This window comes from Microvirga sesbaniae, from assembly GCF_025460805.1.
Lineage (GTDB): Bacteria > Pseudomonadota > Alphaproteobacteria > Rhizobiales > Beijerinckiaceae > Microvirga > Microvirga sesbaniae.
The window spans coordinates 378,086-400,292 of record NZ_JAMXFJ010000003.1; the positions used below are offsets into that span (position 1 = coordinate 378,086).

The 22,207-nt window shown below is 65.8% G+C and carries 20 protein-coding genes; 17 read left to right on the forward strand and 3 right to left on the reverse strand.

The genetic code is table 11. The features are described from left to right. A complete protein-coding gene (locus OCW50_RS07040; protein ID WP_262296928.1) occupies positions 1-1,896 on the reverse strand; it encodes a peptidylprolyl isomerase in 1,896 nt (631 codons plus the stop codon). A gap of 136 nt (positions 1,897-2,032) precedes the next feature. On the opposite strand from OCW50_RS07040, the gene tpiA reads away from it, so the two are divergent. The 5 genes from tpiA to OCW50_RS07065 all read left to right on the forward strand — a co-directional run bounded on the left by tpiA (position 2,033) and on the right by OCW50_RS07065 (position 6,787). Beyond that, complete coding sequence (gene tpiA / locus OCW50_RS07045) at positions 2,033-2,800, forward strand: triose-phosphate isomerase (RefSeq protein WP_262296929.1); 768 nt, start codon at positions 2,033-2,035, stop codon at positions 2,798-2,800. A 120-nt stretch (positions 2,801-2,920) separates the two neighbouring features. Further along, positions 2,921-3,325, forward strand: coding sequence for a preprotein translocase subunit SecG (gene secG / locus OCW50_RS07050; RefSeq protein WP_262268948.1), 405 nt, complete (start codon positions 2,921-2,923; stop codon positions 3,323-3,325). Between the two features lie 104 nt (positions 3,326-3,429). After that, positions 3,430-5,058, forward strand: a complete 1,629-nt coding sequence (gene pyrG / locus OCW50_RS07055) for a CTP synthase (protein WP_262296930.1) — start codon at positions 3,430-3,432, stop codon at positions 5,056-5,058. A gap of 408 nt (positions 5,059-5,466) precedes the next feature. Beyond that, positions 5,467-6,330 (forward strand): VOC family protein, encoded by an 864-nt coding sequence (locus OCW50_RS07060; protein WP_262268950.1) that lies wholly within the window; start codon positions 5,467-5,469, stop codon positions 6,328-6,330. Positions 6,331-6,385: 55 nt separating this feature from the next. Continuing rightward, a complete protein-coding gene (locus OCW50_RS07065) occupies positions 6,386-6,787 on the forward strand; it encodes a DUF350 domain-containing protein (protein WP_262268951.1) in 402 nt (133 codons plus the stop codon). Between the two features lie 51 nt (positions 6,788-6,838). Here the strand turns inward: OCW50_RS07065 and OCW50_RS07070 are convergent, their stop codons facing one another. Then, positions 6,839-7,108, reverse strand: coding sequence for a transcriptional regulator (locus tag OCW50_RS07070; protein ID WP_262268952.1), 270 nt, complete (start codon positions 7,106-7,108; stop codon positions 6,839-6,841). Between the two features lie 297 nt (positions 7,109-7,405). On the opposite strand from OCW50_RS07070, the gene kdsA reads away from it, so the two are divergent. Both kdsA and OCW50_RS07080 read left to right on the forward strand, forming a co-directional pair. Further along, positions 7,406-8,254 (forward strand): 3-deoxy-8-phosphooctulonate synthase, encoded by an 849-nt coding sequence (kdsA, locus tag OCW50_RS07075; protein ID WP_262268953.1) that lies wholly within the window; start codon positions 7,406-7,408, stop codon positions 8,252-8,254. Between the two features lie 110 nt (positions 8,255-8,364). After that, on the forward strand, positions 8,365-9,534 hold the full coding sequence (locus tag OCW50_RS07080; RefSeq protein ID WP_262296931.1) for an MFS transporter: 1,170 nt from the start codon (positions 8,365-8,367) through the stop codon (positions 9,532-9,534). Here OCW50_RS07080 and queF read toward each other — a convergent pair. After that, positions 9,519-9,968 (reverse strand): preQ(1) synthase, encoded by a 450-nt coding sequence (gene queF, locus OCW50_RS07085; protein WP_262296932.1) that lies wholly within the window; start codon positions 9,966-9,968, stop codon positions 9,519-9,521. The genes OCW50_RS07080 and queF overlap by 16 nt on opposite strands. Positions 9,969-10,115: 147 nt before the next feature. Here queF and eno point away from each other — a divergent pair, with 147 nt between their 5' ends. The 10 genes from eno to OCW50_RS07135 all read left to right on the forward strand — a co-directional run bounded on the left by eno (position 10,116) and on the right by OCW50_RS07135 (position 22,198). Next, entirely contained in the window at positions 10,116-11,399 is a 1,284-nt protein-coding gene (gene eno, locus OCW50_RS07090; RefSeq protein WP_262296933.1) for a phosphopyruvate hydratase, read from the forward strand. A gap of 209 nt (positions 11,400-11,608) precedes the next feature. Continuing rightward, positions 11,609-13,846, forward strand: a complete 2,238-nt coding sequence (locus tag OCW50_RS07095; protein WP_262296934.1) for a hypothetical protein — start codon at positions 11,609-11,611, stop codon at positions 13,844-13,846. A gap of 173 nt (positions 13,847-14,019) precedes the next feature. Then, positions 14,020-14,334 (forward strand): FtsB family cell division protein, encoded by a 315-nt coding sequence (locus OCW50_RS07100; protein WP_173950535.1) that lies wholly within the window; start codon positions 14,020-14,022, stop codon positions 14,332-14,334. A 172-nt stretch (positions 14,335-14,506) separates the two neighbouring features. After that, positions 14,507-15,568, forward strand: a complete 1,062-nt coding sequence (pdhA, locus tag OCW50_RS07105; protein ID WP_262296935.1) for a pyruvate dehydrogenase (acetyl-transferring) E1 component subunit alpha — start codon at positions 14,507-14,509, stop codon at positions 15,566-15,568. Positions 15,569-15,631: 63 nt separating this feature from the next. Continuing rightward, complete coding sequence (locus OCW50_RS07110; RefSeq protein ID WP_262268959.1) at positions 15,632-17,083, forward strand: pyruvate dehydrogenase complex E1 component subunit beta; 1,452 nt, start codon at positions 15,632-15,634, stop codon at positions 17,081-17,083. A gap of 4 nt (positions 17,084-17,087) precedes the next feature. Further along, on the forward strand, positions 17,088-17,384 hold the full coding sequence (locus OCW50_RS07115; RefSeq protein ID WP_009491179.1) for a DUF5076 domain-containing protein: 297 nt from the start codon (positions 17,088-17,090) through the stop codon (positions 17,382-17,384). A 29-nt stretch (positions 17,385-17,413) separates the two neighbouring features. Continuing rightward, positions 17,414-18,835, forward strand: a complete 1,422-nt coding sequence (locus tag OCW50_RS07120) for a pyruvate dehydrogenase complex dihydrolipoamide acetyltransferase (protein ID WP_262296936.1) — start codon at positions 17,414-17,416, stop codon at positions 18,833-18,835. A gap of 56 nt (positions 18,836-18,891) precedes the next feature. Then, entirely contained in the window at positions 18,892-19,281 is a 390-nt protein-coding gene (locus OCW50_RS07125; RefSeq protein WP_262296937.1) for a tautomerase family protein, read from the forward strand. Between the two features lie 4 nt (positions 19,282-19,285). Beyond that, complete coding sequence (lpdA, locus tag OCW50_RS07130) at positions 19,286-20,725, forward strand: dihydrolipoyl dehydrogenase (RefSeq protein ID WP_262296938.1); 1,440 nt, start codon at positions 19,286-19,288, stop codon at positions 20,723-20,725. A gap of 138 nt (positions 20,726-20,863) precedes the next feature. Continuing rightward, a complete protein-coding gene (locus tag OCW50_RS07135; protein WP_262268963.1) occupies positions 20,864-22,198 on the forward strand; it encodes a dicarboxylate/amino acid:cation symporter in 1,335 nt (444 codons plus the stop codon). Positions 22,199-22,207: the final 9 nt, after the last annotated feature.

The window sequence follows — 22,207 nt, forward strand, 5'->3', positions numbered from 1 at the left end:
CTAGGATTCGCCGCCCGTGGCGCGACGCAGCGCCTGCTGATTGATCTTGACTCCGAGATCCTGGCGGACCTGGGCGATGTACTGGCTGAGCAGGTCGTCACCGAAGCCGGTCCGGAGCTGGTTTTCGGCGTTCTGCGCGGCCTGGGTCGTGGTGACCAGGGGCGGCACGGTGGCGGACGTGACCTTGAACACCGCGCGGGCGTCGGTTCCGTTCGCGGCGTGGCCGGCCTTGCCGACCGGAACGGCGAAGATGCGGTTCACCGCCTCGGCCGCGAGATCGCCCTTGGCGGCATTGCGGGCGAGGTCCGTCCCATTCAGGACCGACGCCCCGACCGACTGGGCCACGGCTTCGAGGGCCTCGCCCTTCTCCAGGCGGCCGGTCAGTTCGTTCGCCTTCTCGGACAGGCGCTGCGCCACCTGATCCTCGCGCCATTGGGCGGCGACCTGATCGCGGACTTCGTCGAGGGTCTTCTCCCGGGAGGCCTCGATCCCGGTCACGTCGTACCAGACATAGCCCGTGGCCGTGCGCAGGGGTTCGTTGTCGACCCCGATGTCCGAGGCGAATGCCGCTTTCACGACCGCATCCTTCTCGGGCAGGTTCACCGGGTTTCCGGCCTTGTCGAGGCCGCCGGCCTCGACCGCCGGCACCTGGATCAGAATCAGCCCCTTTTCCTTCGCGACGTCCGCCAGAGGCTTGGCGCCGGCGCGCAGATCCTCGATCTCATCGTGGATCCGCTCGATCTGACCCTTCGCACGCTCCTGGGCGAGCTCCTGCCGGATCTCGGCCGCGACCTCCTCGAAGGGACGGACCGACTCGGGCTGGATCTGGGTGACGCGCACGAGCACCGGTCCGAAGCGGCCGGTGATCGGGGCGCTGACGCCGCCCTGGTCAAGCGCGAAAGCCGCGTCCGCGACGGCCTGATCGAGCATCTCGGCCCTGGTGAAGGTGCCGAGCTCCAGATCCTGCGGGGACACATTGCGCTCGGTGGCGACCGCCTCGAAGGCCGTCCCGTCCTTGATCTTCGCGGCCGCCGCCTCGGCGTCGGCCTGGGACGGAAAGGTGATCTGCTGGATGGTGCGGCGCTCCGGAGTGCCGTAGGACGCCTTGCGCTGGTCGTAGGCCTGGCGCGCATCGGCCTCGGACACCGCATCCGGCTTGGCGAGCGCCGCCGCGTCGAGAGCCATCACCGAGACGGCCCGGTATTCGGGAGCCCGGAAGGTGCTCCGGCGCTCGTTGAAGAAGCTCTGGAGCTGCTCGGCCGACGGCGCCGGAATGTCGCCCGCCATGGCCGGGGTCAGCAGCAGGTAGGAGGCGGCGCGCCGCTCGCTGGCGTAGCGGTGCAGGGCTTCCCGAGCCGCGATCGGGACGTTGATGTCGCCCGCGATGGCCTCGGCCAGATGGAGGCGGGCCATGGCGGAACGCTGGTCGTGAACGAAGCCGGCCTCGGAGAGACCCGCATTGCGGAGAGCCTGGTCGAACTGCGCGCGGTTGAACTGGCCGTCGGCACCCTTGAAGGCCGGGTTGTTCACGATCGAGGCGGCGACGAGCTGATCCGACACGGAGAGGCCCATCTGCTTGGCCTGTTCGGCCATGACCGCTTCCGTGACGAGGTTGGACACCACCTGCTGATCGAGGCCGAAGGCCCGCGCCTGCTCGGGGCTGATCACCGTGCGGAACTGGCGCCCGAGGCGCTGGAGCTCGTTGGTGTAGGCGGTGCGGACCTGGTCGACCGTGATGGTCGTGCTGCCGACTTCGGCCACCGCGGAAGCCGGAGTGACGCGGAAGATATCGCCGATGCCCCAGATGGCGAAGCTGACGATGAGGGCACAGAAGAAGATGGTGGCGATCGCTTTGCCGACCACCGTCTGCCCAGCCTTGCGCATGTTCCGAAGCATCGTGAACCCGTTTTCCAAAAACTCGTTAATCCTGCCGATAAACGATCAGGGGCTCTACGAAAAGGGCAAGTCTGGTTGAAAGAAGGCTCCAGCCTCTGCTACTGCCGGATCATCAAGCGTGACAGGAGTGCCTCACATGAGCGTCGATAGGCCGCGCCCGCTGGTGGCGGGAAACTGGAAGATGAACGGGTTGAGGTCCTCGACGAGGGTCCTGGAGGAGATCCATGCGGGCTATACCCCGGGCCTCAAGGCCAAGGTCGAGCTCGCCGTCTGTCCGCCCGCCACCCTGGTGGGCGTTTTCGCCCATCACGCCGTCGGGTCCCGGGTGGCCATCGGCGGCCAGGACTGCCATGCCAAGGAATCGGGCGCCTTCACGGGCGATCTGTCGGCCGAGATGCTGGCCGACGCCGGGGCGACCTACGTGATCGTCGGCCATTCCGAGCGCCGTCAGTACCACAGGGAGAAGGATGTCGATGTCTGCGCCAAGGCCGTGGCGGCCTATCGCGCCGGCCTGACGGCCATCGTGTGCGTCGGGGAGACCCGCGAGGAGCGTGAAGCGGGCAAGACCCTGGCGGTCGTCCGCAAGCAGCTGCGCGGCTCGATCCCGGTCGATTCGAACAGCCACAACCTCGTGGTCGCCTACGAGCCGGTCTGGGCCATCGGCACCGGCCTGACGCCGACCGTCGCCGACGTGGCGGAGGTGCATGCCCTCGTCAGGGACGAACTGCGCCGCCTCGTGGGCAAGGCGGAGGCGCCGAGGGTCCGCATCCTCTACGGAGGCTCCGTGAAGCCTTCGAACGCCGCCGAGCTGATGGCCGTGGACAACGTCGACGGTGCCCTCGTGGGCGGGGCGAGCCTCGTCGCGGCCGATTTCCTCGCGATCGCCGGCGCCTATCTCGGGTAACGGCGAAAAGGCGGCTTGCGGGTCTTTGATCCTGCGCCCACCTATGCTACAGGCCGCCGCAACGAACGGATTGCGAGCGGCTGCCGCCCTGTGCGCAGCCGCTTGAGGTTTTTGAAAACGATGCAAACAGTTCTCATCATTGTCCACCTGATCATCGTGCTCGCCCTGATCGGCGTGGTTCTCCTGCAGCGCTCCGAGGGCGGCGGCATGGGTCTCGGCGGCGGGGGAGGCGGCGTTTCCGGCTTCATGACCGGGCGCGGCCAGGCCAACGCCCTGACCCGTGCGACGGCGATCCTGGCCGGCCTGTTCTTCGTGACGAGCATCGCGCTCACCGTCATGGCGACCACGACCCGTGCCCCGCGGTCGATTCTCGATGGCGCCGCGCCGGCGGCTCCGGCTCCGGGCCCGCAGGCTCCGGCCGCGCCGCAGGGCGGCAACGTGCTCGAGCAGCTTCAGCGGCTCCAGGGCGATCAGCCGGCGGCTCCGGCCCCCGCCTCGCCAGCGCCGACAGCGCCTCAGCAGTAAGCGAACCAGGGCCGGACCTTCCGGCCCTCTCTTTTTGTGGATGGGTTTCGGGTGGCCGGGTTCGCGATTGCGAATCGGCGCCCGATGTTTATGGATAGGGGTCCATGACGCGGTACGTATTCATCACCGGCGGCGTGGTGTCTTCGCTCGGCAAGGGTCTGGCTTCGGCGGCTCTGGGAGCGCTTCTCCAAGCACGCGGCTACAAGGTTCGGCTTCGCAAGCTCGACCCATATCTCAACGTCGATCCGGGGACGATGAGTCCCTATCAGCACGGCGAGGTCTTCGTGACCGATGACGGCGCTGAGACCGATCTGGATCTCGGGCATTACGAGCGCTTCACCGGCGTTCCGGCCACCAAGGCCGACAACATCACCACCGGGCGCATCTATCTCGACATCATCACCAAGGAGCGGCGCGGCGACTATCTCGGCGCCACCATCCAGGTGATTCCTCACGTGACCAACGCCATCAAGGACTTCGTGCTCACGGGCAACGAGGGCTTCGATTTCGTTCTCGTGGAGATCGGCGGCACCGTCGGCGATATCGAGGGGTTGCCGTTCTTCGAGGCCATCCGCCAGCTCGGCAACGACCTCGACCGGGGTCAGGCGATCTACGTCCACCTGACCCTGCTTCCGTTCATCCCGTCGGCGGGCGAGCTGAAGACGAAGCCGACCCAGCACTCGGTCGCGGAACTGCGCTCCATCGGCATCCAGCCGGACATCCTGCTCTGCCGTACCGACCGCGAGATCCCCAAGGACGAGCGCCGCAAGCTCGCCCTGTTCTGCAACGTGCGCGAGACCGCCGTGATCGAGGCGCGCGACGCCCGCTCGATCTACGACGTCCCGCTCGCCTATCACGAGGCGGGACTCGACAGCGAGGTCCTGGCCGCCTTCGGGCTCGACAGCGCGAAGGTGCCCGACCTGTCCCGGTGGACCACCATCTCCGGGCGCGTCCACAACCCGGAAGGCGAGGTGACGATCGCCGTGGTGGGCAAGTATACCGGCCTCAAGGACGCCTATAAGTCGCTGATCGAGGCCCTTCACCACGGCGGCATCGCCAACCAGGTGAAGGTGAACCTGGAATGGATCGAGAGCGAGATCTTCGAGCACGAGGATCCGGCCCCATTCCTCGAGGGCATCCACGGCATCATGGTTCCCGGGGGCTTCGGCCAGCGCGGCGCCGAGGGAAAGATCCGGGCGGCGCGCTTCGCCCGCGAGCGCAAGGTGCCGTATTTCGGCATCTGCTTCGGCATGCAGATGGCGGTGATCGAGGCGGCGCGCTCGCTCGCCGGCATCCAGGATGCCAGCTCGACGGAGTTCGGCCCGACCGCCGAACCGGTCGTCGGCCTCATGACCGAGTGGCTGCGCGGCAACGAGCTCGAGAAGCGTGCGACCGGCGGCGATCTCGGCGGCACCATGCGCCTCGGGGCCTATCAGGCTTCGCTCAAGCCCGGCAGCAAGGTGGCGGAGATCTATGGCGGCACCGAGATTTCCGAGCGTCATCGGCACCGCTACGAGGTCAACATGACCTACCGCGACCGGCTTGAGGGCAAGGGTCTGCGGTTCTCCGGGGTCTCGCCGGACGGCGTGCTGCCCGAGATCGTGGAGTACGAGGACCATCCCTGGTTCATCGGCGTCCAGTACCATCCCGAGCTGAAATCGCGTCCGTTCGAGCCGCATCCGCTCTTCAAGAGCTTCATCCATGCGGCCGTGGAGCAGAGCCGCCTGGTCTAAGGGCCGCCGCCGCCTGACCCTCGGGCCGAACTCCACCCTCTCCACGTGATCACCGGCCTTGTGCCGGTGATCCCGATCCGTCGGGCACAACGCTCTTCCGATCGGGATGGCCGGGACAGGCACGGCCATGACGGGGACGATATGCCTTTGACGCAGCATCCCCGGGGGCGAACTTCCGCGCGGCCTTCGCCAAACCGGGCCCGCCGCACGAGCGCATCCTGCGGACCCAGCGGGCCGCGCTAAGCATCGGACGTGAAAAGTGGACTTGCACTTTTGGGATCCATCCGATGCTTTCTTCTTGAATGAGAGCATCGGTCAGAACGGACCCAGCGGGCCGCGCCAGCGAAAACCGGATCTACTTTTCACGTCCGATGCTCTAGGTATGCTCTCGTTACAGGAAAGTGCCCAATGTCACGCCGGATCGACCATCTCGTCATCGCCGTCCGCGATCTCGACCAGGCCGGGAGCTTCTATCACCGTCTCGGCTTTCAGGTCGGCGCCCGCAACCGGCACCCCTGGGGCACCGAGAACCGCATCGTCCAGCTGTCGAATTCCTTCATCGAGCTGATCACGATCGGCGAGGGGGCCGCCATCGCGCCTCATCGGGCGAGCGCCTTCAGCTTCGGGGCCTTCGTCCAGGACTATCTCAGGGACCGCGAGGGTCTTGCGATGCTTGTCCTCGACAGCCGGGACGCGACGGCGGACGCTGCCCTGTTCGACCGGAGCGGCATCGGATCGTTCGAGCCGTTCCATTTCGAGCGCAGTGGACGGCGTCCCGACGGCAGCGAGACGAAGGTCGCGTTCACCCTCGCCTTTGCGGCGGCCGACGGAGCGTCCAAGGCCGGTTTCTTCGTCTGCCAGCAGCATTACCCGGAAAACTTCTGGAATCCGGAGTTCCAGCGCCACGACAACAAGGCCTCCCGGATCGCCTCCGTGACCCTGGCGGCTCCGGATCCGGAGCGCCACCGTGGCTTCCTGACGGCCTTCACGGGGGTTCAGCCCGCGAGCCCCGACGGCGACGACCTGTCGTTTTCCCTCGGCGAGGATCGGGTCGACGTGATGACGCCGGACGACGCGGCCGAGATCTATGGCTCGGTTGAGGCGGAACTCGACCAGCCGTCCTTCGTGGCCTTCGCCGTGCGCGTCGAGGACATCCGTCGGCAGGCGACCTGGCTCGACTCCGCCGACATCCCCTACCAGCATATTGGCAGCAGGCTCATCGTGCCGGCCAGCACCGCCTTCGGGGTCGCGATCGCATTCGAGCCAACGTAATCTTAACCATAGCCCCTGTACGGATTGAAATAATGAATCGTATGGGGGATTGACCGTGGCTACATCTCTGGCGGGCCTGCCCGACTTCCTGATCTTCTTCGTCCTCGCGGTCGCCCTGGTCGGCCTGTATCTCGCGATCTACACGCTGGCGACCATGCACAACGAATTCGCGCTCATCCGCGAGAACGTGATCTCGGCCGCCACGGCCCTCGGCTTCAGCCTCGTCGGCTTCGCTCTTCCGCTCGCGAGCGCCATCGTGCACGCCCAGACGATCATCGACTGCCTCGTCTGGGGCCTCGTCGCCCTCGCGGTGCAGATCATCGCATACTGGCTCGTCCGCATCGTGATGCCGAACCTCTCGCAGCGCATCGCGGGCGGCGAGATGGCCGCCGCCCTGTTCCTCGGCGCCGCTTCCCTCGCAGCCGGGATCATCAATGCGGCCGCCATGACGTTCTGAGAACACGTCCGTTCCGGACCGGACGGTCGCGGACCTCTCCTCGAGACGCCGTCAGAGGCTCGCCTCGACCATGCGGGCGAACTGCAAGGCCTCCGCCCGCATGCCAGGAGGCACCAGCATCGGATTCTTGTGTCGGACGGCATACAGCATGGCGATCCGCTCGATCGCCCGGAGATAGAGATCCGGGATCTCGTTCTCGCCCCACTCGAACGACTGGTAGTCGCGCAGGCTGATTTCGATCTCATGCGCCATTCTGCTCTGCGTGAACCCCAGCGCGGTCCTGAGAGCGACCAGTTCCTGCATCTTGCTGTCTTCGGACATTAGTGCGCCCCCCACGCGCCGCCACGTCAATAGGTCGGTCCGGTTCAGATCGGCCTGAAGGTAAATTTTCTCAGTTTTCCCAGGCAGATAGCATCCTGTTTTCGAATTGACCTAAAGTAAATCGACCTTTGGTTGGAAGCACGGGGTTTGCTGATCTTTTGGTTAAGGGTCGTTTCGCTCCGGTGCGGTGAGCCCGGCGGCCGGGCCGCTGCCGGAGAGGCGGCGGCCGCCATCCGCGACCGGAAGCCATGCGCATCGCCGCTTTGCTTGCCGGTCCAGAAAGGCTAGAGACGGCGCATGACCGATCCGAAACAGCACCCCACCGTCGTCGAGGCCGGCTCCGTCCGCTTCGGCAACCACCTGCCCGTCAGCATCATCGCCGGCCCCTGCGCCATGGAGAGCCGCGACCACGCGCTCGAAATGGCGGCCGCGCTCAAGGAGATCGCCGGAAGGCTCGGTCTGGGCCTGGTCTACAAGTCATCCTTCGACAAGGCCAACCGGACCTCGATCTCCAGCGCGCGCGGCATCGGCCTCGACAAGGCGCTGTCGATCTTCGCCGAGGTGAAGGAGAGATACGGTCTGCCGGTGATCACCGACGTGCACGAGAACGACCAATGCGCCCCCGTCGGCGAGGTGGTCGACATCCTGCAGATCCCCGCCTTCCTCTGCCGCCAGACCGATCTGCTGATCGCCGCGGCCAGGACCGGGCGCGTGGTCAACGTGAAGAAGGGCCAGTTCCTGGCGCCCTGGGACATGGCGAACGTGGCCGCCAAGGTGACGGGAGCCGGAAACCCCAACGTGATGCTGACCGAGCGCGGGGCCTCCTTCGGCTACAACACCCTGGTGTCCGACATGCGCTCTCTGCCGATCATGGCCGAGACGGGCGCCCCGGTGATCTTCGATGCCACCCATTCGGTGCAGCAGCCGGGCGGCAAGGGCACGACGTCGGGCGGCCAGCGGGAATATGTGCCGGTGCTCGCCCGAGCGGCCGTCGCGGTCGGCGTGGCCGGCGTCTTCATCGAAACCCACCAGGACCCGGACAAGGCTCCGTCGGACGGGCCCAACATGGTTCCGCTGAAAGAGCTCGAAGGCTTGCTGGCGCAGCTGAAGGCCTTCGACGCGTTGGCGAAGGGCAGGGCGGCCTGACCTTTCCATGACTTTTCAGGAGGTCAGGTCTGCGTTCCTGATCCTCGTGCCGCGACGAGGCCGTGATAAGGAGCGTGAGCTCCGTTCACGGCCTTTTTCATTGGGATTCCATGTCCTCCCGCAACCTGATCCTGATCCTCGCCACCAGCGGCTTCGCGAGCACCTTCTCGGGCCGGGCCGTCGAGCCCATGGTCGGGATCATCGCCCGCGACCTGAACTCCGCCCCGCAGACGATCGCGCTCCTGTCCGCCGCCTTCGCGCTGCCTTACGCCTTCATCCAGCCGGTCCTGGGCCCGATCGGCGATGCCCTGGGCAAGGAGCGCGTCATGAAGGTGGCGCTGGCGCTTCTCTTCCTGGCCTTGGCCTGCTCGGTCCTCGCCCCGAACGCGGCGACGCTCTTCACGCTGCGCATCGTCGCGGGCGCGGCGGCCGGCGGGGCGGTGCCGCTCTCCATCGCGCTGATCGGCGACCGGGTCGAGATGGCCAAGCGCCAGGTCGCCCTGAGCCGCTACCTGGTCGCCGTGATCATCGGGCAGCTGGCCGGCTCGTCCTTTGCCGGACTCCTGGCGGAGCTGATCGGCTGGCGCGGGGTGTTCACTCTCTCGACCGGCCTGGTGGCCCTGGCCTTCGCCGCCACCGTGATCGGCTTCCGGGGGGCGTCGCCGGGCGGGAAATTCGATCTCGAGAGCGCGCTCCTGCGCTATCGGGACATCCTGTCCAACCCGCGGGCGCTCACTCTCTTCAGCCTCGTCTTCGTCGAGGCCATCGCGATTTTCGGGATCTTTCCCTATGTGGCGCCGCTGCTCGAGGAGCGGGGCGGGGGCGGGGCCGCGGAGGCCGGCTTCGCCATCGGCGGATTTGCGGTCGGCGGCCTGATCTATTCCGCCCTCGTGAGCTGGATGCTGAGGCGGCTCGGCATCGGCAGGATCCTCCTGGGCGGAGGCTTCTTCGCCGGGGCCGCCCTCGTTGTCCTGGGCCTCGGCGGCGACTGGAAGCTCGATGCCATCGGCCTGCTGCTCATGGGCCTCGGCTTCTACATGCTTCACAACACCTTCCAGGCCCAGGTGACCGAAGTGGCTCCGGGAGCGCGCGCCTCGGCGGTCGCTCTCCACGCCTTCTCGTTCTTCTGCGGTCAGGCGCTCGGCGTCGTCGCGATGGGGGTCGGCCTGCGCAATATCGGCCTGGCCGGGGCGACGGGCATCGCCGCCCTGATCATCGTAGGGGTCGGCGTGACCGCGTCAGCCCTCCTGACCCGGCCCGCCGCTCAGCGGGCCCGGTAGGGCGCCACGCCCTGATCGGGCAGCCAGAGGTTCTTCGGCAGTTCGCCGGTCTGCCAGAACACGTCGATGGGAATGCCGCCGCGCGGGTACCAGTAGCCGCCGATGCGCAGGTAGCGGGGCTCCAGCAGGTCGGCGAGGCGCTTGCCGATAGCCACCGTGCAATCCTCATGGAAGGCGCCGTGATTGCGGAAGCTGTGCATGTAGAGCTTGAGCGACTTGGATTCGACCAGCCACGGACCGGGCAGGTAGTCGATCACCAGGATGGCGAAATCCGGCTGTCCCGTGACGGGGCACAGGGAGGTGAATTCCGGCACGGTGAAGCGGGCGAGATAATCGGTGTCGGGATGCGGGTTGGGCACCCGGTCGAGCTGCGCCTCCTCGGGGGATTGCGGCTGGGCGCTGGCGTGGCCGAGCTGGAGACTGGTTTCCGTCATCGGGAATTGACCTTGGATTGATAAGGGGAAAGCTCTTGCCGTCCTTGCTCACATGGGCATTTCGGTCAATAAGCCAATTCATGACTTGAGGCCGCACCCGTCATCCGGGCGGCGCCGGCCGCACTTCAGCCCGCAGGAGCCTGCCCCATGACCGCCATTATCGACGTTTTCGCCCGCCAGATCCTCGACAGCCGGGGCAATCCCACGGTCGAGGTGGATGTGACCCTCGAAGACGGCTCCATGGGCCGGGCCGCCGTGCCCTCGGGCGCCTCCACGGGGGCCCACGAGGCGGTGGAGCTGCGCGACGGCGACAAGTCGGTCTATCTCGGCAAGGGCGTGCTCAAGGCCGTCGACGCGGTCAACAACGAGATTCTCGACGCCATCGGGGGCATGGACGCGGAGGAGCAGGTCGCCATCGACGAGACCATGATCGAGCTCGACGGCACCCCGAACAAGGCCCGCCTGGGCGCCAACGCCATCCTGGGCGTGTCGCTGGCCGTGGCCAAGGCGGCGGCCGATGCCGCGGCACTCCCGCTTTACCGCTACGTGGGCGGCACGCAGGCCCGCGTCCTGCCGGTTCCGATGATGAACATCATCAACGGCGGCGCCCATGCCGACAACCCGATCGACTTCCAGGAATTCATGATCATGCCGGTCGGCGCCCCGACCCTGGCGGAAGCCGTGCGCATGGGATCCGAGGTGTTCCACACCCTGAAGAAGGCCCTCAAGGATGCCGGCCACAACACCAATGTGGGCGACGAGGGCGGCTTCGCCCCGAACCTTCCCTCGGCGGAGGCCGCCCTCGACTTCATCATGAAGTCCGTCGAGCAGGCCGGCTACAAGCCCGGCCAGGACATCGTGCTCGGTCTCGACTGCGCGGCCACCGAGTTCTTCAAGGACGGCGCCTACCATTACGAAGGAACCGGCCAGAAGCTGAACCCGCAGCAGCAGGCCGAGTACCTGGCCAAGCTCGTGTCCGCCTATCCGATCGCCACCATCGAGGACGGCATGTCCGAGGACGACTGGGAGGGCTGGAAGGCCGTGACCGACCTGATCGGGTCCAAGTGCCAGCTCGTCGGCGACGACCTGTTCGTGACCAACGTGGAGCGTCTGTCCGAGGGCCTCGAGCGGGGCGTCGCCAACTCGCTCCTGGTGAAGGTGAACCAGATCGGCTCGCTCACCGAGACGCTTGCCGCCGTCGACATGGCCCACCGGGCCGGCTACACGGCGGTCATGTCCCACCGCTCCGGCGAGACGGAGGATTCCACCATCGCGGACCTCGCGGTCGCGACCAATTGCGGGCAGATCAAGACCGGCTCGCTCGCCCGCTCGGACCGGACCGCCAAGTACAACCAGCTCATCCGCATCGAGGAAGAGCTCGGTCCCCAGGCGCGCTATGCCGGCCGGGCGGCCCTGAAGGCGCTGCGCTGAGCCAAGCTCGTCCCAACGAAACGTCGCGAGAACGCGTGAAAGAGAGGGGGCCGAAAGGCCCCCTTTGTGCATCCGTGAGCCTATGAAGAGACCGCTCGTCTTTTGATATGTTTTAACGATTCATGATCCTATGGTAGTGAAGGTACTGGTGGGGGCTGTGGCCCTGGCTTCATCGACGATCCAGTCTTCCCAGTCATAGGAATTTAAACATGAATTTATCACTGCTTGGGCCGCTCGATGCTCTCACGATCGGCAATCTGGACGGGGACGTGGTCCAGACCACCGTTCAGGAGGCCGTTCTGATCGACCGGGATGGCGATGCGACGCTCGATCTCATCGACGCGAACGAGCCTCTGCGATCCCTCATCGTCGATAACAGCCTGGGCGGGGATCCAACCGACCGGCTCGGGATCGATACGAGCCTCGGCCACATCACCCTGTCCGGCGACCTCGAGGAAGGGGCCAAGATTCTTTACGATGGCACCGTCATCGGCACGATCTCGAGCCTGAACTCGGTCATGTGGATCGATCTCGAGGCGGGGGTCACGACGACTCAGGTCCAAGAACTCATCCATGCGGTGACCTACACCAATGTTTCGACCTCATCGGACATCTTCGAGCGCGCCATCTCGATCGCCGTCATGTCCGACGACAACATGTACGTCGCCGACATGACGGTCCAGGTGGCGCCCGCGTCGGTCGTGTTCCTCGAGAAGGGCGTGGAGGCGAGGACGGGTACCTCGGCGGACGATACATTCGCGGTCTCGGCAGTCGCCCTCGATGAAGGAGATACCCTGGACGGTGACGATGGCAACGATACTCTGCAGTTCGTTGGGATCGGAGGCGATTTCGATTTTAGATTGCTTGCCGAGCTGAAGAATGTCGAATTCATCGTGGGCCGAACCGGTGACGACACCATCGTGCTCACGGCACAGCAAATGTCCGGTATCACGGCAATCGATGGCGGAACAGGCTCCGACCCGGACGCGGAGTCTGACACCCTGGTCATCACCGGCGGCCCCGTCGATTTTTCCGACAAGATCATCACCCACATCGAGCTGATCAGGTTCGCCTCGGCTGCCGGCAGTGTCGTGACGTTTGACGACAAAGCTTTGGCTCTCAAGACTTTCGCCTACCAACCCGGGCTCAAAATCGTCCTCAGCGGAGACAGCTTCAACCCCGAGGAACGTGACCAGCTGCACCTTCAGGGATTCGAGTTTGTTCAGGACATATCCGGGACGGATTCGGATGAACCGCCTCAAATCTCAGGGCTCAACGGCGACCGCCTCTACATCACCCCGCAGAGGCCCGTCCCTCTCGATTATGGGCGGAATGCCGTTCTGTCCGACGACAGTCCGTTCATGCGAACGCTGACCATCGATGTGGTGAACGGTTCCGAGGCGCTCGACCGTCTGGGGCTCGACACCATCGGCAAGATCGCCCGGGATGCCACCACCATCACCGTCAACGGGACAGAGATCGGACATGTGAGCGAGGAGACCTCCTCGCATCTGACCATCTCCTTCTCCACAAGCGCGACGCCCGCGCTGGTTCAGGAGCTCATCCGCTCCCTGACCTATACGAGCACCGGCCCGACCGCCGCCGCCCGCGAGGTCAAGATCACCCTGGAAGACAGCTTCGGCAACACGACGCAGGCCACCGTGACGGTTGTCCCCGACGAGAAGCCGACCCAGGTGAATTTCATGGGAACCGCCGTGAACGAACTCGCCGCGAACGGCGATCAGGTCGGGATCCTGTCGGCCCTCGATGCCAATCCGGACGACAGGGTGACCTTCACGCTGATCGACGACGCCGGCGGGCGCTTCAAGCTCGACGCCTCGGGGAGGAACGTGGTCGTGGCCGATGGAGTCAAGCTCGATTACGAGCAGGCATCGGCGCACAGCATCACCGTCCGCGCCACCGACAAGGCCGGTCAGTTCACGGACCAGACCTTCAGGATCGCCGTTCGGGACATCTCGACCGAGATCACGGATGGCACCGGCGGGGACGACCGGATCGTCGCCGGGGCGGGCAAGGATCGCCTCGGCGGCGGCCTCGGCAACGACACCCTCAACGGCGGGGCCGGGAACGACATCCTCACCGGGGGCGGGGGCCGGGACGTCTTCGTTTTCGATTCGAAGCTCGGCAAGACCAATCCGGCCAACAAGAAGAGCAATCTGGACAAGATCGTCGACTTCTCGTTCACGGACGACACCATCCATCTGGCGAAGTCGATCTTCAGCACGATCAAGAAGGGCGCCCTCGCGAAGGGGGCATTCCATGTGGGAACGGCCGCCCACGATGCCAGCGACCGGATCATCTACAACAAGAATACCGGCGCGCTGCTCTACGACAAGGACGGCACGGGGGCGAAGCAGGCCGTCCAGTTCGCCACCCTGGCCGGGCACCCGCTCAAGGTGTCGGCGAGCGACTTCTTCGTGTTCTGACCGACCCGTCCGTGCCCCATTCGAGCGCGGACGGGCCTCCGCGGTTGCGTGATCCCGTTGCAGTCCCGAGCGGTGACGCCCGGGCTGGGGCGGCGCGGCGACCCGGGCTCGGAAGGGCGCGCAGTGCCCCTGGTCAACACCTCCTTAACCATGCCGGTGTATGACTCGTCTTCATGGTGATCCGCAGACGCGCACGACGATTCTTGATTCCGCTGGTGCTCTACAGCATCTCGGCCGGGGTGGCGGCCTATTTCGTCCATCACGCCCATAGCGGCGCGCGCGGCATCGAGGCGCAACAAAAGTATGAGGCGCAGGTCGCCGAACTTTCCGCGGAACTCGATGGTTTAAAGACCCAGCGCTCCGAGTGGGAGCGCCGCATCGCGCTGCTCCGGAGCGATCAGATCGACCGCGATCTGCTCGAGGAGCGGGCGCGCGTCATGCTGGGCCGCGTGCACAAGAACGACCTGGTGATCATCACCGGACCGTAATTAACAATAACTTAAAAGTTCTGCTTAACTGAAATCGAGTTGATCGAAAATTTCAGTTGCGGGCCAATAGGTTGTGCATTTCATTGTGCACCGCAAAACACCTTTTGACCTACTCGCTTTCCGATTCCGACTGCGCTACAACTTTCGTCGAGGAAACCCTTCGGAGGACCCGATGGCTGTTGCTGCCCGCAAGGCGGGCCGTGCCGGTGCAGGCGCGGCTAACAAGACTACCCCCAGCAAAGGCTCCAAGAACGGAGCCACCCCCAACTCCCCACAATTCGACAAGAACCAGGATCTGTCAGCTTATAACGATATGCTGCTGATCCGCCGCTTCGAGGAAAAGTCCGGCCAGATGTACGGCATGGGACTGATCGGCGGCTTCTGCCACCTCTATATCGGCCAGGAGGCCGTCGTCATCGGCATGCAGATGGCCACGCGAGAGGGCGACCAGGTGATCACGGGTTACCGCGATCATGGTCACATGCTGGCCTGCGGCATGGACGCGAAGGGCGTCATGGCCGAGCTGACGGGCCGTCGCGGCGGCCTGTCAAAGGGCAAGGGCGGCTCCATGCACATGTTCTCCAAGGAGAAGCATTTCTACGGCGGCCACGGCATCGTGGGCGCGCAGGTGTCGCTCGGGACGGGCATCGCGTTCGCGAACCATTACCGCGAGAACGGCAATGTCTGCCTGACCTATTTCGGGGACGGCGCGGCCAACCAGGGCCAGGTCTACGAGAGCTTCAACATGGCGGCGCTCTGGAAGCTGCCTGTCGTCTACGTGATCGAGAACAACCGATACGCCATGGGCACGGCCGTGACGCGTGCGTCCGCCCAGACGGACTTCTCCAAGCGCGGCCTGTCCTTCGGCATCCCGGGCGAGCAGGTGGACGGGATGGATGTCCGCGCGGTCTACGCCGCCGGCCAGCGCGCCATCGAGCATGCCCGCACCGGCAAGGGTCCGTACATCCTCGAGATGCAGACCTACCGCTACCGCGGCCACTCCATGTCCGATCCGGCGAAGTACCGCACGAAGGACGAGGTGACCCGCATGCGCGAGGAATACGACCCGATCGAGCAGGTCCGCCGCCGCCTGCTGGAGAGCTGGAAGCTGTCGGAAGACGAGCTCAAGGCCATCGACAGCAAGGTGCGCGAGATCGTCAACGAGGCGGCCGAGTTCGCCACGCACGATCCGGAGCCGGATCCGTCCGAGCTCTATACGGACATCCTCCTCTAAGCGACGCGTTGGCGTCGCTTCCCCCCGAATCTCGCCGCTGCGACAATCAAAACGAGTCTTTTAATGGCGATCGATATTCTCATGCCTGCCCTCTCGCCCACCATGGAGCAGGGCAAACTGGCCAAATGGCTGAAAAAGGAAGGCGATCAGGTCAAGCCCGGCGACGTGCTGGCCGAGATCGAGACCGACAAGGCCACCATGGAGGTCGAGGCGATCGACGAGGGCGTCCTCGCCAAGATCCTCATCTCCGACGGCACGGACAACGTGGCCGTGAACACCCCCATCGCGATTCTGGCCGGCGAGGGTGAGGACGTTTCCTCCGCGGCCGCGTCGGCCAAGGCGCCGGCCGCTCCGGCGCCGGAGTCCCAGCCGGCACCGACGCCCGACATGGAGCGGGAAGGCATGGCCGACCGCCCGTCGCCGGATTCCATCCAGGGTACGGACGTGACTCCGGTGGGCGAGCCTGCGGCCCCCTACGTGATCCAGACCCGCACGGCGCACGATGCCATGGCGGAGATCCCGGAAGGGACCGAGATGGTCTCCATGACGGTCCGCGAGGCGCTTCGCGACGCCATGGCGGAAGAGATGCGCAAGGACGACACGGTGTTCGTCATGGGCGAAGAGGTGGCCGAGTACCAGGGCGCCTACAAGGTCACCCAGGGCCTTCTGCAGGAATTCGGCGCCAAGCGCGTGATCGACACGCCGATCACCGAGCACGGCTTTGCCGGCGTGGGCGTCGGCGCCGCCTTCACGGGCCTGCGCCCGGTTGTCGAGTTCATGACCTTCAACTTCGCCATGCAGGCGATCGACCAGATCATCAATTCGGCCGCCAAGACCCTCTACATGTCCGGCGGCCAGCTCGGCGCTCCCATCGTGTTCCGCGGGCCCAACGGGGCCGCCGCCCGCGTGGCCGCCCAGCACAGCCAGGACTTCGCCGCCTGGTATTCGCAGGTTCCTGGCCTCAAGGTCGTGGCGCCTTACTCGGCCTCGGACGCGAAGGGCCTCCTCAAGAGCGCCATCCGCGATCCGAACCCGGTCGTGTTCCTGGAGAACGAGATTCTCTACGGCCAGTCTTTCCCGGTGCCGAAGCTCGACGACTTCACGGTCCCGATCGGCAAGGCGCGCATCCACCGTCAGGGCAAGGACGTGACCATCGTGTCCTTCTCCATCGGCATGACCTACGCGCTGAAGGCTGCCGAGGAACTGGCCAAGGAAGGCATCGAGGCCGAGGTCATCGACCTGCGCACGATCCGCCCCATGGACACCGACACGATCGTCGCCTCGGTCATGAAGACCGGCCGCTGCGTCACGGTGGAAGAGGGCTATCCGCAATCGGGCGTCGGCGCCGAGATCGCCATGCGCATCATGGAGAATGCGTTCGACTATCTCGACGCCCCGGTGATCCGCGTGACCGGCAAGGACGTGCCCATGCCCTACGCGGCCAACCTCGAGAAGCTCGCGCTCCCGTCGGTGGCGGAAGTGGTGCAGGCGGCGAAGGCCGTTTGCTACAGGTGATGAAATGACTGAACGGAAATTCGAGGCTCTCAACGTTCCGCCCGACGCCCTGGAAAAAGGGGGCGTCGAGATCCTGAGGGCTTCGGTCGTCGACGGGGCGGTGAGCATCGCGCTGCGCCGCGCCTTCGACGATCCGTTCACCTGGGGCGTGCTCCTGGTGGATCTCGCCCGTCATGCCGCGCGCGTCTACGCCATGGAAACCGAGTTCTCCGAAGAGGAGGCTCTCGCCGAGATCACGGCCGGCATCCAGGCCGAGCTCGACGATCCGAGCGATCCGGGCTCGACGCAGGCGATCAATTAAACCTTTCCAGATCAGGATCCATCAACGCCATGCCCATCAATATCCTGATGCCCGCCCTGTCTCCCACCATGGAAAAGGGCAACCTTGCCAAGTGGCTGAAGAAGGAAGGCGACCCGGTGAAATCCGGCGACGTGATCGCCGAGATCGAGACCGACAAGGCCACCATGGAGGTGGAAGCGGTCGACGAAGGCATCCTCGCCAAGATCGTCGTTCCGGAAGGCACGGCCGATGTTCCGGTCAACCAGCTCATCGCCCTGATCGCCGGCGAGGGCGAGGACCCGAAGAGCGTCACGGCTCCCGCCGCGGGCGGCGCTCCGGCTCCGGCGCCCAAGGCGGAAGCCGCACCGGCGCCGGCCGCTCCCGCGGCGGCGCCTCAGCCGCAGGCCAATGCCATTCCTGGCGATGCCTCGGCTCACATGTCCTATGCCCGGGTCGATCAGGCGCCGGCCGGCCCCGCGCAGGCGGCCAAGCCCAACGGGGCAGGGCAGCAGACCGGCAACCGGGTCTTCGCCTCTCCGCTCGCCAAGCGCATCGCGAAGGAAGCCGGCGTCGACCTCGGGTCGGTCCGGGGTTCGGGACCGCATGGCCGGATCGTCGAGAAGGATGTCCGCGCCGCGCTCCAGGGCGGCGGCGCCAAGCCCGCCGCCGCTCCGGCGGCGGCTGCGCCGGCACCGGCGGCCAAGCCGGCGGCCCCGCAGCTCGCGCCGAGCATGGGCGCCGACCAGGTCAAGGCGATGTTCGAGGCCGGCTCCTACGAGGAGGTGCCGCTCGACGGCATGCGCAAGACGATCGCCAAGCGCCTGGTCGAGTCGAAGCAGACGGTGCCGCACTTCTACCTGGCGCTCGACTGCGAACTCGACGCCCTGATGGCGCTGCGCGAGCAGATCAACAACGCGGCCGGGAAGGACAAGGACGGCAAGCCCGCCTACAAGCTCTCGGTCAACGACTTCGTCATCAAGGCGCTCGCCATCGCGCTCCAGCGCGTGCCGGCCGCAAACGCGGTCTGGGCCGAGGACCGCATCCTGAAGATGAAGCACTCCGACGTGGGCGTGGCGGTCGCCATTGAGGGCGGCCTGTTCACCCCGGTCGTGCGCAGGGCCGAGCAGAAGACCCTCACGGCCATCTCGGCCGAGGTGAAGGACATGGCGGGCCGGGCCCGCAACCGCCGCCTCAAGCCGGAGGAATACACCGGCGGCTCGACCGCGGTGTCGAATCTCGGCATGTACGGCATCAAGGACTTCCAGGCCGTCATCAACCCGCCCCACGGCACGATCCTTGCGGTCGGCGCCGGCGAGCAGCGGGTGGTGGTGAAGAACGGCGCACCGGCGGTCGTGCAGGCCATGACCGTGACGCTCTCCTGCGACCACCGGGTGGTCGACGGGGCGCTCGGGGCGGAACTCCTGGCGGCCTTCAAGCAGCTCATCGAGAGCCCGATGGGCATGCTGGTCTGAAAGACGTCATGGCCGGGCTTGTCCCGGCCATTCTCTGTCGGCGATAGGGAGGCTCCATGCCGCTCATCCGCATCTCGCTTCGCAACGGCAAGACGCCCGCCTATCGGAAGGCGCTGGCGGACGGGGTCTATCTCGCCCTGCGCGAAACGTTCAACGTTCCCGAGGACGATCTCTTCGTCACCGTCAGCGAGCACGAAGGCGACAACTTCTTCTACGGGGCGAACTATCTCGACATCCCGCGGAGCGACGATCTCGTCATCATCCAGCTCACCGTCAGCAACACACGGACCATCGACCAGAAGAAGGCCCTCTTCAGACGGATCGTCGAGAAGCTCGGGGCGGATCCCGGCCTTCGTCCCGAGGACGTGTTCATCAACCTGATCGAAGTCGAAAAGGAAAACTGGTCCTTCGGTCACGGCATCGCGCAGTACGCGCAGGGGAACTAGCACTATGGCAAACCAGTACGACATCATCGTCATCGGCGGCGGGCCGGGGGGCTATGTGGCGGCGATCCGCGCGGCCCAGCTCGGGTTCAAGACCGCCGTGGTGGAGCGCGAGCATCTGGGCGGCATCTGCCTCAACTGGGGCTGCATCCCGACCAAGGCGCTCCTGCGTTCGGCCGAGATCTACCACTATATGGAGCACGCCAAGGATTACGGCCTGTCGGCCCAGGGCATCGGCTTCGACGCGGCCGCCATCGTCAACCGCTCGCGCGGCGTCTCCGGCCGGCTTAACGGCGGCGTCGGCATGCTGCTGAAGAAGAACAAGGTCGACGTGATCTGGGGCGAGGCGACGATCTCGAAGGTCGGCGAGGTGGTCGTGACCGCCCCGAAGAAGCCCGCCATGCAGCCGCAGAACCCCGTTCCGAAAGGCGTGCTGGAGCCCGGGACCTACCAGGCCAAGAACGTCATCGTGGCGACCGGCGCGCGTCCCCGGGCGCTGCCGGGCATCGAGCCGGACGGCAAGCTGATCTGGACCTATTTCGAGGCCATGGTGCCGCCTTCCATGCCGAAGTCGCTCATCGTGATGGGCTCGGGCGCCATCGGGATCGAGTTCGCCTCCTTCTACCGCACCATGGGCGTGGACGTGACCGTGGTCGAGGTCATGCCGCAGATCCTGCCGGTGGAGGACGCGGAAATCGCCGCGCTCGCCCGCAAGCGCTTCGAGAAGCAGGGCATGAAGATCTTCTCGGGCGCCAAGGTCACGAAGGTCGAGAAGGGCGCGAACTCCATCACGGCCACCATCGACGACGGCAAGGGCGGCACGCAGACCATCACCGCCGAGCGGATGATCTCGGCGGTCGGGGTCGTCGGCAACATCGAGAATCTCGGCCTGGAGAAGCTCGGGGTGAAGATCGAACGGGGCGTGGTCGTCACGGACGGCCTCGGACGGACCAATGTGCCCGGCATCTACGCCATCGGCGACGTGGCTGGCCCCCCGATGCTGGCGCACAAGGCGGAGCACGAGGGCGTCATCTGCGTCGAGACCATCAAGGGCCTGCATGCCCACGCCATGGACAAGGCCAAGATCCCGGGCTGCACCTATTGCAACCCGCAGATCGCCTCCGTGGGCCTCACCGAGGCCAAGGCGAAGGAGCAGGGCTACGACATCCGGGTCGGCCGCTTCCCGTTCATCGGCAACGGCAAGGCCATCGCGCTCGGCGAGCCCGACGGCCTGGTGAAGACGATCTTCGACAAGAAGACCGGCCAGCTGCTCGGCGCCCACATGGTCGGCGCCGAGGTGACGGAGCTGATCCAGGGCTTCGTGATCGCGATGAATCTCGAGACAACGGAAGAAGACCTGATCCACGCCGTCTTCCCGCACCCGACCCTGTCTGAGACCATGCACGAGAGCGTCATGGATGCCTACGACCGGGTGATCCACATCTGAGGCGCTCCGGTCCCCAACTTTGCGTGGACCCAAGGCGAGTTCCAGGAATTAACCAGCCAGGACCGGTGAAACGGCCCTGGCTGCGCCGTCTGACGACGGGGACAGCCGCCCAGACCGTCGGCACGGGAGGAGGCGGCGATGACAAGCGTCGCAATGAGGGACGAGGTCCGGACCTCGCAGTCCCGCAGGAAGCCCTGGTACAAGGTTCTCTACATCCAGGTTCTGATCGCGATCTTTCTCGGCATTCTCGTCGGCTGGCTCTTCCCGGACCTGGCCAAGAGCGACTGGATCAAGGCCCTCGGGGACGGCTTCATCAAGCTCATCAAGATGGTCATCGCGCCGATCATCTTCTGCACGGTGGTGTCCGGCATCGCCCACATCCAGGACGCCAAGAAGGTGGGACGGGTCGGCATCAAGGCCCTGGTCTATTTCGAGGTGGTGTCGACCTTCGCGCTCGTCATCGGCCTTCTCGTCGGCAATATCGTGAAGCCGGGCGCAGGGTTCGCCGGGACGCCGGACCCGGCCGCAGTCGCCGGCTACGCCAAGCAGGCCGCCGAGCAGAAGCCGGTCGATTTCCTTCTGCACATCATTCCCGACAGCGTGGTCGGGGCCTTCGCCCAGGGCGACATCCTCCAGGTCCTGCTGTTCGCGATCCTGTTCGGCTTCGCCCTCCTGGTTCTCGGCGAGCGGGGCGAGACGGTCCGCAATATCATCGACGACGTGGCACATGGCATGTTCGGCGTCATCGCCATCGTCATGAAGGCGGCCCCGATCGGGGCTTTCGGGGCCATGGCCTTCACGATCGGGCGCTACGGCCCCTCGGCGCTGGGAAACCTCTTCGGCCTGATCGTGACCTTCTATGCCACGGCGGCGCTGTTCATCTTCGTCGTGCTGGGCGTGATCGCGCGGATCGTGGGCTTCAGCATCTTCAAGTTCATCGGCTACATCAAGGACGAGCTGCTGATCGTGCTCGGCACCAGCTCGTCCGAGAGCGCCCTGCCGCAGCTCATGGAGAAGCTCGAACGGCTCGGCTGCTCGAAATCCGTCGTGGGCCTCGTGGTCCCGACCGGCTATTCGTTCAACCTCGACGGCACCAACATCTACATGACCCTGGCGACCCTGTTCATCGCGCAGGCGCTCGGCTACGACCTCACCCTCAGCCAGCAGCTCACCATCCTGCTCGTGGCGCTCCTCACCTCGAAGGGCGCCAGCGGCGTCACCGGGGCGGGCTTCATCACGCTGGCCGCGACCCTGGCGGTGGTGAACCCGGCCCTCGTGCCCGGAATGGCGATCATCCTCGGCATCGACAAGTTCATGAGCGAGGTGCGCGCGCTCACCAACATCACCGGCAACGGCGTGGCCGCCGTGGTCGTGGCCTGGTGGGAGGGCGAGCTCGACCGCGACAAGCTCAATGCGGGCCTCAACCGGCAGGTCGACCCGTCCGACGTCGAGACCGCCGTGACCACGGATTGATCGCCGGAT

Coding starts and splice junctions, on each gene's coding strand:
- OCW50_RS07110 (WP_262268959.1), top strand. CDS start 15,632: ATGGCGATCGATATTCTCATGCCTGCCCTCTCGCCCACCATGGAGCAG.
- OCW50_RS07100 (WP_173950535.1), top strand. CDS start 14,020: ATGGTGATCCGCAGACGCGCACGACGATTCTTGATTCCGCTGGTGCTC.
- OCW50_RS07115 (WP_009491179.1), top strand. CDS start 17,088: ATGACTGAACGGAAATTCGAGGCTCTCAACGTTCCGCCCGACGCCCTG.
- pyrG (WP_262296930.1), top strand. CDS start 3,430: ATGACGCGGTACGTATTCATCACCGGCGGCGTGGTGTCTTCGCTCGGC.
- OCW50_RS07080 (WP_262296931.1), top strand. CDS start 8,365: ATGTCCTCCCGCAACCTGATCCTGATCCTCGCCACCAGCGGCTTCGCG.
- OCW50_RS07120 (WP_262296936.1), top strand. CDS start 17,414: ATGCCCATCAATATCCTGATGCCCGCCCTGTCTCCCACCATGGAAAAG.
- tpiA (WP_262296929.1), top strand. CDS start 2,033: ATGAGCGTCGATAGGCCGCGCCCGCTGGTGGCGGGAAACTGGAAGATG.
- OCW50_RS07095 (WP_262296934.1), top strand. CDS start 11,609: ATGAATTTATCACTGCTTGGGCCGCTCGATGCTCTCACGATCGGCAAT.
- OCW50_RS07135 (WP_262268963.1), top strand. CDS start 20,864: ATGACAAGCGTCGCAATGAGGGACGAGGTCCGGACCTCGCAGTCCCGC.
- queF (WP_262296932.1), bottom strand. CDS start 9,968: ATGACGGAAACCAGTCTCCAGCTCGGCCACGCCAGCGCCCAGCCGCAA.
- kdsA (WP_262268953.1), top strand. CDS start 7,406: ATGACCGATCCGAAACAGCACCCCACCGTCGTCGAGGCCGGCTCCGTC.
- OCW50_RS07060 (WP_262268950.1), top strand. CDS start 5,467: ATGTCACGCCGGATCGACCATCTCGTCATCGCCGTCCGCGATCTCGAC.
- pdhA (WP_262296935.1), top strand. CDS start 14,507: ATGGCTGTTGCTGCCCGCAAGGCGGGCCGTGCCGGTGCAGGCGCGGCT.
- eno (WP_262296933.1), top strand. CDS start 10,116: ATGACCGCCATTATCGACGTTTTCGCCCGCCAGATCCTCGACAGCCGG.
- OCW50_RS07040 (WP_262296928.1), bottom strand. CDS start 1,896: ATGCTTCGGAACATGCGCAAGGCTGGGCAGACGGTGGTCGGCAAAGCG.
- OCW50_RS07125 (WP_262296937.1), top strand. CDS start 18,892: ATGCCGCTCATCCGCATCTCGCTTCGCAACGGCAAGACGCCCGCCTAT.
- secG (WP_262268948.1), top strand. CDS start 2,921: ATGCAAACAGTTCTCATCATTGTCCACCTGATCATCGTGCTCGCCCTG.
- OCW50_RS07070 (WP_262268952.1), bottom strand. CDS start 7,108: ATGTCCGAAGACAGCAAGATGCAGGAACTGGTCGCTCTCAGGACCGCG.
- lpdA (WP_262296938.1), top strand. CDS start 19,286: ATGGCAAACCAGTACGACATCATCGTCATCGGCGGCGGGCCGGGGGGC.